The 11754-nt window shown below is 55.7% G+C and carries 18 protein-coding genes and 1 pseudogene; 7 read left to right on the top strand and 12 right to left on the bottom strand.

Annotated elements, in window-relative coordinates; translation table 11 throughout:
* Positions 1-254 (top strand): HNH endonuclease (locus IPM84_11235; GenBank protein ID MBK9093332.1); only part of this gene is annotated, 254 nt, incomplete at its 5' end.
* Positions 255-672: 418 nt separating this feature from the next.
* Here IPM84_11235 and IPM84_11230 read toward each other — a convergent pair.
* The 4 genes and pseudogenes from IPM84_11230 to IPM84_11215 all read right to left on the bottom strand — a co-directional run bounded on the left by IPM84_11230 (position 673) and on the right by IPM84_11215 (position 3245).
* Positions 673-1051: pseudogene (locus tag IPM84_11230) on the bottom strand (two pore domain potassium channel family protein).
* A gap of 247 nt (positions 1052-1298) precedes the next feature.
* The gene (locus IPM84_11225; protein ID MBK9093331.1) at positions 1299-1712 is read right to left on the bottom strand and encodes a hypothetical protein; all 414 of its coding nucleotides are present in this window, start codon (positions 1710-1712) and stop codon (positions 1299-1301) included.
* 470 nt (positions 1713-2182) lie between these two features.
* On the bottom strand, positions 2183-2668 hold the full coding sequence (locus tag IPM84_11220) for a hypothetical protein (GenBank protein ID MBK9093330.1): 486 nt from the start codon (positions 2666-2668) through the stop codon (positions 2183-2185).
* A 310-nt stretch (positions 2669-2978) separates the two neighbouring features.
* Positions 2979-3245 carry a hypothetical protein gene (locus IPM84_11215; protein ID MBK9093329.1) on the bottom strand — a complete coding sequence of 89 codons (267 nt, stop codon included), beginning with the start codon at positions 3243-3245 and terminating at the stop codon, positions 2979-2981.
* 300 nt (positions 3246-3545) lie between these two features.
* Between IPM84_11215 and IPM84_11210 the strand changes: the two genes are divergently transcribed.
* The 5 genes from IPM84_11210 to IPM84_11190 all read left to right on the top strand — a co-directional run bounded on the left by IPM84_11210 (position 3546) and on the right by IPM84_11190 (position 5586).
* Entirely contained in the window at positions 3546-4187 is a 642-nt protein-coding gene (locus tag IPM84_11210) for a hypothetical protein (GenBank protein ID MBK9093328.1), read from the top strand.
* A 15-nt stretch (positions 4188-4202) separates the two neighbouring features.
* Positions 4203-4676, top strand: coding sequence for a hypothetical protein (locus IPM84_11205; GenBank protein MBK9093327.1), 474 nt, complete (start codon positions 4203-4205; stop codon positions 4674-4676).
* Positions 4600-4827, top strand: a complete 228-nt coding sequence (locus IPM84_11200; protein MBK9093326.1) for a hypothetical protein — start codon at positions 4600-4602, stop codon at positions 4825-4827. The genes IPM84_11205 and IPM84_11200 overlap by 77 nt, the downstream gene beginning before the upstream one ends.
* A 104-nt stretch (positions 4828-4931) precedes the next feature.
* Positions 4932-5264 carry a response regulator transcription factor gene (locus IPM84_11195; GenBank protein ID MBK9093325.1) on the top strand — a complete coding sequence of 111 codons (333 nt, stop codon included), beginning with the start codon at positions 4932-4934 and terminating at the stop codon, positions 5262-5264.
* Between the two features lie 145 nt (positions 5265-5409).
* Positions 5410-5586, top strand: coding sequence for a response regulator transcription factor (locus IPM84_11190; protein MBK9093324.1), 177 nt, complete (start codon positions 5410-5412; stop codon positions 5584-5586).
* A 119-nt stretch (positions 5587-5705) separates the two neighbouring features.
* Here IPM84_11190 and IPM84_11185 read toward each other — a convergent pair whose 3' ends face one another.
* Positions 5706-5900, bottom strand: coding sequence for a response regulator transcription factor (locus tag IPM84_11185; GenBank protein MBK9093323.1), 195 nt, complete (start codon positions 5898-5900; stop codon positions 5706-5708).
* Between the two features lie 12 nt (positions 5901-5912).
* Between IPM84_11185 and IPM84_11180 the strand changes: the two genes are divergently transcribed.
* Complete coding sequence (locus tag IPM84_11180) at positions 5913-6218, top strand: recombinase zinc beta ribbon domain-containing protein (protein ID MBK9093322.1); 306 nt, start codon at positions 5913-5915, stop codon at positions 6216-6218.
* Positions 6219-6554: 336 nt separating this feature from the next.
* Here IPM84_11180 and IPM84_11175 read toward each other — a convergent pair whose 3' ends face one another.
* The 7 genes from IPM84_11175 to IPM84_11145 all read right to left on the bottom strand — a co-directional run bounded on the left by IPM84_11175 (position 6555) and on the right by IPM84_11145 (position 11753).
* Positions 6555-6881: a hypothetical protein gene (locus IPM84_11175; GenBank protein ID MBK9093321.1), complete on the bottom strand. Its 327-nt coding sequence runs from the start codon at positions 6879-6881 to the stop codon at positions 6555-6557.
* 158 nt (positions 6882-7039) lie between these two features.
* A complete protein-coding gene (locus tag IPM84_11170) occupies positions 7040-7636 on the bottom strand; it encodes a CPBP family intramembrane metalloprotease (GenBank protein ID MBK9093320.1) in 597 nt (198 codons plus the stop codon).
* A 55-nt stretch (positions 7637-7691) separates the two neighbouring features.
* Entirely contained in the window at positions 7692-8840 is a 1149-nt protein-coding gene (locus tag IPM84_11165) for an alpha/beta hydrolase (protein MBK9093319.1), read from the bottom strand.
* 110 nt (positions 8841-8950) lie between these two features.
* Positions 8951-9505: a GNAT family N-acetyltransferase gene (locus IPM84_11160; protein MBK9093318.1), complete on the bottom strand. Its 555-nt coding sequence runs from the start codon at positions 9503-9505 to the stop codon at positions 8951-8953.
* Entirely contained in the window at positions 9498-10349 is an 852-nt protein-coding gene (locus tag IPM84_11155) for a CPBP family intramembrane metalloprotease (GenBank protein ID MBK9093317.1), read from the bottom strand. Before IPM84_11155 ends, IPM84_11160 begins: the two co-directional genes overlap by 8 nt.
* A gap of 12 nt (positions 10350-10361) precedes the next feature.
* Positions 10362-11123 (bottom strand): C-GCAxxG-C-C family protein, encoded by a 762-nt coding sequence (locus IPM84_11150; protein ID MBK9093316.1) that lies wholly within the window; start codon positions 11121-11123, stop codon positions 10362-10364.
* A 159-nt stretch (positions 11124-11282) separates the two neighbouring features.
* A complete protein-coding gene (locus tag IPM84_11145) occupies positions 11283-11753 on the bottom strand; it encodes a hypothetical protein (protein MBK9093315.1) in 471 nt (156 codons plus the stop codon).
* Position 11754: the final 1 nt, after the last annotated feature.

Below are 11754 nucleotides of genomic sequence, written 5' to 3'. Positions count from 1 at the left end.
TGTTGGCGGTTCGGGTGTTCGATGACAAGGTAGCACGTCGCATACGCTCAACAGACGCAAGCGGCCGGAGCTGGCGGCGAGTCCAACTGTCCGGGCTCTGCGCGGTGGGTCATGACGCGAACAAGAGCCGGATTTACCGGTTCGACGAAATGGATGCCGACCACGTTTCCGCGTGGAGCAAAGGCGGCGAAAGTTCGGCCATGAACTGCCAGATGCTCTGCACACCCCACAATCGGGCCAAAGGTAATCGCTGATTTGGGCGTGCCGCGTTAGGCGGCGTCTGTAGCGGAAAAAACAGTGTTGGTTGTATAAAAGACGCGGCCATTCGCAACCACAGGTGAAGTCGGTTCTTCATTCTCGCTTGTCCGGTGTTGTAAGGATTATAGCGAGACACCCAATTGGGATCGAGCGTCAAAGCCCCCTGCTCGATTCGTAAACGGAAGGTATCCGTGTGTTGAGAAGGGATGCCAGGTAACCGGGTTGGGTGTTCGCATTTCGGGTTGGTGATGGCGGATGACCGACATCCTGTGTGGAGATGATGATTTGGCCGGCAGCATGGTCCACGGCCTGGTGAGCCATCTCTGCCAGCCAAAGGCTGCCGGGTCGGCAGCCATTGAGGCTAGCACCCAGAAGGCAACCGCCAGTGCGATGCGACCGCTTCTTTTTCTTTCATCATTCATTGTCCTGTGCTTGTGGATTGCGTTTTGCCCGGGTTCGATTCGCATCCTCGATCACGGTTTGGCCAACCAGACCGATCACACCGGCAATGATGCCCAAACCGATCAAGACGTAGAACGTTGTGAAGATCTTTGTAAGTGGGGTTGTGGGACTAAAATCGCCATAGCCAATCGTGGTGAGGGTGATGGCCGTGAAATAAGTAGGCATCCACCCAGGTAGTGATGGTAGGCTCGAACTGATGATAGAACCATGTCCCAGAAAGAATGGTGATAAAGGCGATCAGAAGCAGGCCGCGCGTCCCTTCTTTACGCCACAAGGCGGCCGCGATCCGAAAGAAAAATCTCCCAATGGCGAATAACCCTACGATAGGCATGGCGTCTCCAATCAATCCTCTGCTGCTGCAAATTCGGCGCTATGGGGCGCGGACTTTGGTCGGTGCGCTGAAGTTCATCTGCCGTTTCGCTGGCTTGGTCCTGGTTGTTGATGATCGTGCGGCGGAGGGCTCCTCAGCGCCGTTGCTCTGCAGAAAGAGTAGGCCCGATGGCAAGAACGGCAACGAGGACAACTGTACCGCCAACAATGATGTTTCGTCTGGTCATGATATTTCCTTATTGAGGTTCCTAGGGTGCTGCCCGATCAACCCGCATCGGGTCGTCCAACGCAATGATCACCGGCTCCATATCTGCCGGACCGGGGGCGGTGTAACGAACACCTTCAAATGGCTCCGGTCCAGGTCCACCGGGGACATAGAATGCACGATAGCCGCCTTCCAGGGAAGGAATCTCTACAAACGTGATATTCCGGGCCGCTTCTTCATCGCCTACAAGAATGATGTCAATGTAATTATCGCGGTCTTCCGAATAGCAGCCGTCGTAGTAGATGCCTGCCTCTGGATTCTCTTTTTGGCCGAGGTCTGATAAACCTACAACGCGCAAGGTGCCACCCGCCACAGAATACTCCACACCGACTTTTTCAAGGAGAATCGTTTCACCATCTGCCCCTTTAACGTAGATACGGAAGAAATCTTCGTACATGTCGGGGGTTACTCCGGTGACGCCGTCGGGCGAAAACCCGCCGGTCGTCAGAATACGAAGGCGGAAATCACCTTCATCGTAGAGGGCAATTCATCATTGGGCAGTAAGCCACTGCCGCTGTCCAATAACGGAACACCCCCCTTCTCCCGGCGCTACTGAGCCTACATAATTGAGCTTGGCACCCACAAGAAAGGGCCCTCTGTCGTCGTAGGCCGTCGTGTCCGTTGCCCAGGTGAGACCGACGGCGTTGAACTCCTGACCGCCCGGTCCGATCACGCAGCAGCGGGGTTTCATCCGCCACAATTTCTAGCTGGACGGGAAAGATCACGTCAGCCTCGCTGCGCTGCCCCGATTGCCAAAATCGCCGAAGACAACGACTACGTTCCGCTCATTTAGTTCCCAGTTGGGCACCATTCCAGCGGAGTGGGGGAAGACGACCTCCCCCGTGTTGAGCGTGAATTTAAAATCGGTCACGTCAACCGTTTCGGAGGCAACCGGCCAACTGAAGACAATTGGCAAACCATCATCGTAATCGGCGTAGCCTTTGTAGTACCGTTCGACGATATTCGAGAGGGTCGTGCTGGTGCGGTGTCCAAGACTGGCGCTTTGCCACTGGTGCAGGTCACTGAGCCATACCAACTGCCACCCGCTTCACGCACCGTCTCTTCGGTCAATTCAGGTAAGCCAATGATGTTATCGAAACCCATGCCTGCGCTAAGGATCATCGGCTCATCACGCCAGTAGTCGGCTCCTTCCAGAGCACCATCGTGGAGTTGATTCAGAATGATTGGCAGGCTGGCTCGTGGTCCGCTCAGCGTAATGATACCGGCGCCAACCAGCGCGGCAACGAGCGCCATCCACCAGCGATAGTAGAAGTTACGGGCAACACCCTTTGCAAGGATCACTTGTGTCCAGCGGAGCAGCAAAAAGAGGGTGAACCCAATGAATACCAGCATGGGAATGACAAATCCATGCGCTGCCGCATGAAGCGCATTGACAACGATGACAACGACGGCTGCACCGCCCAGAATATGGGGCGCATAGATTTGGTATACCGAAGAACACGATCAATGCGGCAACGATGCCAACGATGTTCCCGGCGATTCGCCACGGCTCGGCCATGTTGAGGCCTACGTGAACCACGATGTCGATCAAATTCCATACAATGAGCAACGTGGGTAACCATTGAATCTTTCTGTTTTCCATTTTCGTTTTTTCTCCTGGTTTCTTCAATTGAGTAGGTAAATGTTGCGCTGTTTCTGAGTTTCAGTCTTGCGACGTAACCTCAATGAACTCGTTGACACGGCGGGCAATTTCCTCGCCCTGATCATCCTGCAAGAAGTGGCTGGCTTCTGGCAGGCGGACATGCTCCCAACCCGCTGAACCCGGGATATGATCGATTAATGTCTGTTGAATGACTGGATTGCCCAGATTACCGCCATCATTATTGCCCCAGATGGTCAGGAATGGGTTCGTGAATTCACCAAGTCCTGCCCAACCGCTATCGGTTACACCGGGCAATTGATTAATCAACTGAGGATCTGTGGCAGCAGGATCAAGACAAGTGCAATGACGCCTACAACCCCAATGCCTACGATTAGCAAAGTCTTGTTCATGAGATTATCCCTTCTTGTGAGCTTGCTTGAATCACTGGCCTGAGCATAGCAGGATGCGCATTTGCGGAATAGTGGGCTGTGTCAGGAAACCGTGAGCAGGTTCATGGCGCCATGTGAGCCGACTCACGGATGCCTATGAGTGGTCGGGGTGGTTTCAGTCCCCCGCTTCCGCTATACTCAGGATGTGAAGACTGCCAAACCGTGGTATACTGGCCGCATGGCCGAATCTATTGCTTCCATCCTGGACGATCTGCGACACTCAGAGACCACCAGCCTGGAACCGGGCTTGCTGTCGGTGTTCCGAATAGTGACCGGCATGCAGCTAATCCTGATGTTGCTGGGGTTCATTGGCATGATCCTGGGGAGAGACTCCCTGCCCATTCCGGTGTTGGGCACGGGATTTGTGTGGCTGAGCATCCTCCTGCTTTACTTGAACTGGCCGGGGCTACAGGATCGGATGGGCCGTTGGTTTCTGCCGCTGGCGTTGATCGTCAGCGGCTTCATGCCGGCGGTCGACCGCCTGGTATATCTGCAGTCCATCGCCGATAACGGCAACATCCTCCTGTCATTCGACCGGGTCGAGGACAGCGCCTGGCGCCTGTTGTTCTTCGTGCTCTTCCCCCTGGTGCTGATCGCCTGGCAGTATGGCATGGCCCACGCCCTTCTTTACTCCATCGGGATCACCGCGCTCAGCGTCGCTATGAACGCATGGGTCATCGGTTGGGCCACCCCAACCGCCGTTGGTGCGGTCCCGCTGGCCGTCGGCGGGAGCATAACGTTGGCCCTGGTGGGCTATGTGGTGGCGCGATTGGTCACGGCCCAGCGAGAACAGCGGGGTGAAACTGGCCGAGGCCAATGAAAAGCTGGCCCAACTATGCGGCGACGGTGGACCAACTGGCCCCAGCCGCGAGCGCAACCGGTTGGCGCGAGCCTGCACGATACCCTCTCCCACACCCTCAGTTCCCTGGCCGTGCAACTGGAGGCGGTGGACAGCGTTTGGACCGAGGCGCCGGACCAGGCCCACTCGCTGTTGATCAAGTCCATTGCCAACACCCGGGGCGGCCTGGCGGAGAGCCGTAGAGCGCTTCACGCCTTGCGTGCTTCGCCGCTGGAAGACTTGGGGCTGGGATTGGCCCTGCGCAACCTGGCCGAATCCGCGGCCAAGCGGGCCGGACTCGCGCTGACGGCGGACCTTCCCAAACAGATAGAGGGCCTCGCCCGAAGCGGAGCAGTGCATCTTCCGGGTTGCCCAGGAAGCGCTCGAAAACGTAGTGAGGCACGCGCATGCCCAGGAGATCCGGGTAGCGTTGTGCCAGCAGACTGCTGGCCAATGGCAGTTGGTGGTTGAGGATAGCGGGCGGGGCTTTGATGCCTCCAAAGTGATGGAAGAGGGATACTATGGGCTGAAGGGCATGCGGGAGCGAGCGGCTATGTTGGATGGACGTCTGGAAATCGACAGCCAGCCGGCATCGGGTACACGAATCCGTCTGATTCTGTGAAATGCCCTGGGTATTGAGCTTTCGTCCGTGTGGGCCAACCGGGGGCACGACATTCGACCAAACGAACCCGACTCCGGGGAGTGTTCTAGACATGAGGAGTTAGAATGATTCGCATCGTGTTGTGCGATGACCAGGATATCGTCACCGAAGGGATGCAGGTGATCCTGAGCACGGTGAGGGATTTCGAGGTGATAGGGGTGGCCCATGATGGGGCCGAGGCCGTGGATTTGGTGGCGGAACTGAATCCAGATCTGGTGCTGATGGACCTGCGCATGCCCATCATGAACGGCACCCAGGCCACCCGAGAAATCCACCGGACCTACCCGGCGGTCAAAGTGCTGATCCTGACCACCTATGACGATGACGTCTGGGTTTTCGATGCCATCCGAGCCGCGCAGCCGGGTATTTGCTCAAGGATACGCCTCGGGAGCAACTGATTGCGGCCATTCGCGGCACCGTGAGCGGGGATACGCATGTGGACCCTAAGGTAGCCGGCAAACTGTTCGGGCAGATCGCCCGTTCCGCTTCCGGGCCTATGGGGGACACCACCTTTGGGAAGATCTCAGCGACCGGGAGCGAGAAGTGTTGAAATTGATCGCCAAGGGCTTATCCAATGCAGACATTGCCGACGCTCTGTATCTCTCCAAAGGGACGGTTCAGAACTACGTATCCAGTATCTTCATGAAACTGGAAGTCACTGACCGCACTCAGGCCGCGGTGCTGGCCCTGAAGCACGGACTGGGCCAGGCTTGGGGATAATAATCCTGGCGACATCTCTCTGTTCTCATACCCCTACAACAGGCTCAGTTCGCGGGCGCGGGCGACGGCTTCGCTACACCGCCGCACACCTTGCGCAGGCGTGGTGGATTCGCCCGTTCCTATGCCAGACCGGAATCACGGGCGCGCAAGGCCGCCTGCGCCCGGTTGGCCACTTGCAGCTTGTTGAGGATGTTGGAGACGTGGTTGCGCACCGTCTTGACGCTGATGGTCAGTGCCGAGGCGATGTCGGCGTTGGTGTTGCCACAGGCGATCAGGTGGATGCTGCGTACCACAAGAGCGATCTGCGCCGCCACGGGGTCGAGTTCGTGTCAGCGACCCAGAAGGTGCCCGAGAATTTCGCCGTCCTGTATGATGAATCTGAGTTCCTGCTGACCGGTCTGGTCTTCTGTGGAAACTGTGGTCGCGCCCTGGAAAGCGGCACGGATATGCGTAATGCCAAGACCGGCAAGGGCAACCCGTGGCGCTACTATCGCTGCCGGGGCCAGCGGTTGGAGGAGGGCGCCTGCCAGCATACGGAACGGATCAACGCCCGCCAGCCCAAACGGAAATCCAGCAAACCGCGCAGGTATTGGCGCATGGCATCTTTGCCCTGGCGTGTTTTGAGACAGTAAAAGGTTCCGGCGGCTGGGCCAAACATCGCCAGGATCGTTACGGGCGGGGTCAAAACACTCAGCAGGTCCTTGCCTAGGGGCAAGATACCCGCACCAGCCAAAACCTGTGGTAGCCAGATCAGCCAGGACCAACCGAACGCAACCACGAAAAACTGGTAGGGGAATTTTGCTTGCTTTTCCATTTCTTTCAAAATCCTAGCCGGGGGTGGCTAAAGCTTCGATAATTTTCGGGCAGCCGCCCTCGCGCACATAAGCCGCGTGGTCGGCGACATCCGCAAACTTGCGCCCAACGATGCTGGCGCACTCGAACTCATAATCGGCGCTCGCCAGGCGGCATTATGACTTATACTGCGCCTTCGCCAGGTACCCACCTGTCACACCGGCAGCCAGGCAGACCAGCATCGCTACAATGTCCACCCAGCCAAATCCGCCCCACGCCAGGAGCACCGGCGTCAGCACCGCTGGCACAGCTCCCACAATCAGACCGCTAACCAGTTGTCTTTGCTCGCTCCCTTTCGCTACAACCCAAGCACGCCACACCACCAGCAGGCCAACAACGACGATCAGCCCCACTTGCAGTAACCAACTGCCTGCATACAGGGTGGCTATCTTCTGGCTGATTTGCTGGCTGATAGCGGCTGAGCCTTGCTTCTGGGGTCCCATTTCAAAGGCCAGGGGGAAGGCAACGACAAACGCGGAAGCATATAGAGTGCAAAACCGATGAACCAAGCCAGTAGTCCATTCAGCAAAGCCTTGCCGCGAGAAGTGTTCATTCTAATCTTCTCCTTCTGTGTTTCTACGTTCTGTTCTGGATTCGGTTCTTAGGTACGCCACTTGCCTGAGACCGCCGACAACATCAGCCACGGTTCGATGACGATGTTTATCAGTACGTGGGCAAATATGCAAGGCCCCAAGTTGCGTCCGCCCGCGAGATAGACGATAGCCAGGGAGATCCCTAGAATTGACGTTGACATGATCGCCGGAAGCGTAGCCTTGAAGTCGCGCTTTGCGAGTAGTGTCCAACTGGCATGTGCCAAACCAAATGCGACTCCGGATACACCAACCTGGATTATGGACGCGAATCCTCTTGACATCAGCATATCCATGATCCAACGTCGGAAGAAGACCTCTTCGACGATGCCGCCGACCACTGCAGAGAGAATCCCCAGGAGTTTGAACAGCGAGACTTCGCGCTGCATACTTGCAATGAAAGGGATGGCTCTCATCGTGTATAACGCATATACGATTCCGACAATGGTAGCGAGAATCCACGCTATCGGAGGAGCCATTGTTCCTCTCGCAAAGCCGAGATTCTGGAACATGGGGATTCGATACCCTGCCAGGACCATCGCCAGTGGGCTGAACATAGTTAATGTTGCCCCACCCAAGACCCACGCAGTCTTGCTTCGATCAGTCATTGGTTTACTCTCCTTTCCTTGATTTCTCTATGAGGTAAAGTAGCACACCATCCATTTACTCTGTGTCAGCAAGGCTATTCGTCCCTGCCAGTACATCCTCTTGCAAAATACGCCCCATTTTTTCAGGTTCTTCAAACAATGGGCTGTGAGCAGATTGTTCAAAGGTGTAAAACCCTTTTACTGGCGCCTTGAGTTTCTCAAAATAGGATTTTGCCTCGGTGTAGGAGCAAGTGTAATCGTAGATGCCTTCAAAGAAATAGACGGGCAGGTCAAGCTCAAGCACCTGTTTCGACAAGTCTGTGCTGATAATTTTATCCCAGATAATGCTAATGCCGGAGCGGGATTTGCCGCGCCACATATTGATCTTTTCGCCTAACGTGTACTCTCGGCTTGTCAGCGACGGCAAGAAGATACCCGTGATGACTGAGTTCATATCATGTGTCGTGCCGATGCCGAGGCTGTGCATGGCGGGGTCACGCAATGCACGGTATGCATCCGGTGTGCCATCCGTCATCGTGACGGGTGCTTCTTCGAGTTTGCGTACCATTTTTGTGTTTCCGCTCTCTTTGAACCTCTGAAGCATATACTCATACGCCAGTCTTTCAGATTTAAGCTGATTTGACATCTGAGCCACGCCAATGTAAGCATAGTACAACTCTGGCGCCCGTGCCGCCGCCTGGATGCCAATAAAGGTTCCCCCCGAATGTCCCATGAGGTAGATCTTTTCTTTACCGAAGCGGTGGCGCAGGTAATTCGTCACCTCCAGCGTGTCAGATATCATTTGCTCCAGTGTCATCGTCTCCGGTGGAATGTCGGCATTGTAGGATATTCCTGAACCGCGCTGTTCCCACCAAACGACGGTGAAATAGTCTTCAAGACCTGTAGGGTATCTCCTTGTAAGAAAGGTGTCAGGCATACCCCCATGCAGGTAAAGCAGCACTGGATGCGTTGCATTTTTGCTCTTGATAAACATCCCCTGCTCCACACCGTTGATGTTAACAAACACTTTCTCCGAAATACTGCCCGCCAGCGGACTTCCGTTTTCATCCACGAAGGGGGTCGGTTTTCCGTGGCTCCATAGCTGCAGCACGCCCACAAGGATGAGTAGGCAAGCCAACAAGATAGCAAGTACGATCAACATAATATGCCCTGCTTTTTGTGCGAATGATTGAATGGAAAGTCGCTTTACTTTATTGTCTGTCATTTACTTTATCCAACTCGAAAATGCCGCAGAATCCCCAGCGTCCAGGGCATGCCTTGTTAGGCGGCGTTTACCAGTAACACGCCGAGATGCTTGATGGGTCACACATAATCTTATGATTTCCATTCCCTCTGTAGCAAGGCAAAAAGGTAATGGTCGTAAAACTTCCCGTCCAAACAAAAATAATCACGAAGAACACCTTCTTGCTTGAAGCCCAGTCTCCGCAATAGTTGAATCGAGCGATCATTCTCGATATACACCAGAGCCTCAATCCGATTTAGCCTCATGTGCTCGAACCCACTGGCGATAACTGCCCGCAGAGCTTCCATCATGTAGCCCTGTCCCCAAAAACTGGGGCTTACATCATAGCCGATTTCAGCGCGAAAATAGCGTTTGTCCCATTTATGGAAACCACATGTGCCAATAGACTGGTGGTCGGATTTTCGAACCACTAACCAGCGATTGTGCGTCTTCTCTTCTGGCTCACAGAAGAATTGAATGATCTCCTGGGCATGAGCATACTCTGTCAAAGGCGGTTCGTCCAAGAGATATCGAGCCACGGCCAAATCACCGAAGTGCTGGAAAACAAAATCGGTGTCCTCAAGTGTCATTTGCCGTAAGATCAAACGCTCGGTTTCTATGCTAGGAAAGTTAATGTGTTTAGCGATTTGAGTCATCATCATTCACCCCTTTGAAATCACTTGAATGGCGTCGAGTCCCCGAAAGCGCCATCGTTATCAACCCAATCACAAAGGTCAAGCTGACCCAGATCCAATAACGGGACTGTGCAGCCCCCGCAACCATCGCTACCGTAGGGAACAAGGGCACAAACGCATTGGCCCAACCGTGAGAAATCAACCCGGCCCAAGTACGTTTTCCAGAAGCTTGGCGCACATAGGCGTGGAACCAAGAATACCCCACACAATTTAACAAAAACCCAGCAAAAGGCATAAACGTCTGGGTCGATCCCTGGATAAAATATAGCGGCAAATGCCAACAGGCCCAGATCACTCCCAGCACCAAGTTCCCCAACCACGCCCCGAGGCGTGCTTCCATGGGATCCAAAATATAGCCGCGCCACCCCAGTTCTTCCTGCCCGCCGCCTAATAGAATCGTGAACAAAACATACGGAGGAAAAGCCCATAGGGAGGGCAAGAGCATATCCACACGCGGCTCACCCCAAAGCTCCGGCAGCATCCACGCGATCCAAGTGCTCCCGCCTAGCACGAGTATAGGAAGGAGCCACGCCCGCCAGCCCAAACGGAAATCCAGCAAACCACGTAGATATTGGCGAATAGCACCTTTAGCATGGTATGTCTTGAGACAGTAAAAGGTTCCGGCCGCTGGACCAAAGGCTCCCACAATAATGGCGGGTACGGTCAAAGCACTCAGAAGGTCTTTGCCTATGGGTAAGATACCAACACTAGCCAAAACCAGTGGTAGCCAGACCAGCCAAGACCAGGCGAACGCAACCACGAAAAACTGATAGGGAAATCTTGCCTGGTTTTTCATTTTTTCTAAATCCTAGCCACGGGTAGCCAATGCCGCGATGATTTTCGCGCAGCCGCCCTCGCGCACATAAGCCGCGTGGTCGGCGACATCCGCAAACTTGCGCCCAACGATGCTGGCGCACTCGAACTCATAATCGGCGCTCGCCAGGAAGCGCTCCATCTCCGGCGAACTGGCGCCGAGATCGAAACTCAGCTTGCCGCCATCCTTGAGCGTGTTGATGCCCCTGAACCAGATCGCGGCGCCCAATACGCCGCAGGCGCCGCCGCTCAGCCCGATGCCCCCGGCAAGCCCCGCCGCCATCACCGCGTGCATCTCTGAGACGCCCATCTTCTGCGCCAGCAGCGCCGTGCAGCTCACCGGCTGTGCCGGCATATCAGTGTGCTCGCCGCCAAGCGCGTTATTGATCGTATCGAACGCAATCTGCGCGTAATCCGCCGCCAAACGAAAACAACCAATCGGTCCGCCCCTGGCGAGGAACTTGACCACCTGACCACCGGACGGTCTCTTCCATTCAAGCTCGGTGATTTCAGCGCAATTAATGTCCTTAGCCCGCGCCTGGAACGCCGACACCAGGCTCTGCGCTGCCAGCAATGCCTCAACCTCGGCGCGGGCGCCTGCGCCATAAAGCCGATAGGCTTGCGCGCCCGCAGCCAGCGCCCCGCCCCAAAGCATGCCGCATTGATAGCCGTTGCCCATGATCCCGCCGGCCAATGGCATAGCGGCGTGCTCCTCAATCTTCAACGGGTGATCGAACGAGTCGTCAACGACGCTCATAATCGTTTCCGATCAGGTCCCCTCCCTAAGAAATGTGCGTATTGTTCCCAGCGACGATAGGGTGCTCTTTTCTTTGTTGGACATCGTTTTCCTCTGTTCTGTGTGCTTCTCTATCTACGTCCACAACTCATGAAGGGAATTAGCAGATGGGATGCAGCCTCAAGCCGATCCTGCCGCCCGGCCCCGATTTACCCTGTCGCTTTCAGCGTTGCGCCACTGCCAGGCGTACCAGACGACGAACAGGGTGCAGGCGACCTCTATCGCCGCGAACATCAGGTAGAAGCCGGTCGGGGCGTCGCCGATCAGCGACCAGGCGACGAACAGGGTATGGAACGCGCCCGACAGGATGTTCGTCCACCGGTTTGCGCGATATGGCAACACACGGGACAGCAGGACCATGGCGATGGCGGTCTCCATCAGGATCGCCGTCACCAGCACAAACCCGGGGGTGATCTGGACGCCCGCGGCGCCGCCTTCCAAGAACCTCTTCCACGCTTCCGGCTTCAGCACCGGATTGAAGAACAGCGTGTAGACGTCCGCGTAGATGTAGTTGAGCAGGGCGAAGATCCAAAGCGTTGAGAGCACAACCCGCCGCCGCTCGAAACCTGCCGTCGTGCTACTGCCGTTCATC

Origin of the sequence: Candidatus Amarolinea dominans (assembly GCA_016719785.1) — a bacterium.
Taxonomy (GTDB): domain Bacteria; phylum Chloroflexota; class Anaerolineae; order SSC4; family Amarolineaceae; genus Amarolinea; species Amarolinea dominans.
The sequence above is the reverse complement of the archived record's forward strand: the minus strand, read 5'-3'. Positions and strand labels throughout refer to the sequence as shown.

What these genes read in the sequence shown, in the direction of transcription:
- IPM84_11225 (MBK9093331.1), bottom strand. Translation starts at nt 1,712, where the DNA reads ATGTACGAAGATTTCTTCCGTATCTACGTTAAAGGGGCAGATGGTGAA.
- IPM84_11220 (MBK9093330.1), bottom strand. Translation starts at nt 2,668, where the DNA reads ATGCTGGTATTCATTGGGTTCACCCTCTTTTTGCTGCTCCGCTGGACA.
- IPM84_11210 (MBK9093328.1), top strand. Translation starts at nt 3,546, where the DNA reads ATGGCCGAATCTATTGCTTCCATCCTGGACGATCTGCGACACTCAGAG.
- IPM84_11205 (MBK9093327.1), top strand. Translation starts at nt 4,203, where the DNA reads ATGCGGCGACGGTGGACCAACTGGCCCCAGCCGCGAGCGCAACCGGTT.
- IPM84_11195 (MBK9093325.1), top strand. Translation starts at nt 4,932, where the DNA reads ATGATTCGCATCGTGTTGTGCGATGACCAGGATATCGTCACCGAAGGG.
- IPM84_11175 (MBK9093321.1), bottom strand. Translation starts at nt 6,881, where the DNA reads ATGGGACCCCAGAAGCAAGGCTCAGCCGCTATCAGCCAGCAAATCAGC.
- IPM84_11170 (MBK9093320.1), bottom strand. Translation starts at nt 7,636, where the DNA reads ATGACTGATCGAAGCAAGACTGCGTGGGTCTTGGGTGGGGCAACATTA.
- IPM84_11165 (MBK9093319.1), bottom strand. Translation starts at nt 8,840, where the DNA reads ATGACAGACAATAAAGTAAAGCGACTTTCCATTCAATCATTCGCACAA.
- IPM84_11155 (MBK9093317.1), bottom strand. Translation starts at nt 10,349, where the DNA reads ATGAAAAACCAGGCAAGATTTCCCTATCAGTTTTTCGTGGTTGCGTTC.
- IPM84_11150 (MBK9093316.1), bottom strand. Translation starts at nt 11,123, where the DNA reads ATGAGCGTCGTTGACGACTCGTTCGATCACCCGTTGAAGATTGAGGAG.
- IPM84_11145 (MBK9093315.1), bottom strand. Translation starts at nt 11,753, where the DNA reads ATGAACGGCAGTAGCACGACGGCAGGTTTCGAGCGGCGGCGGGTTGTG.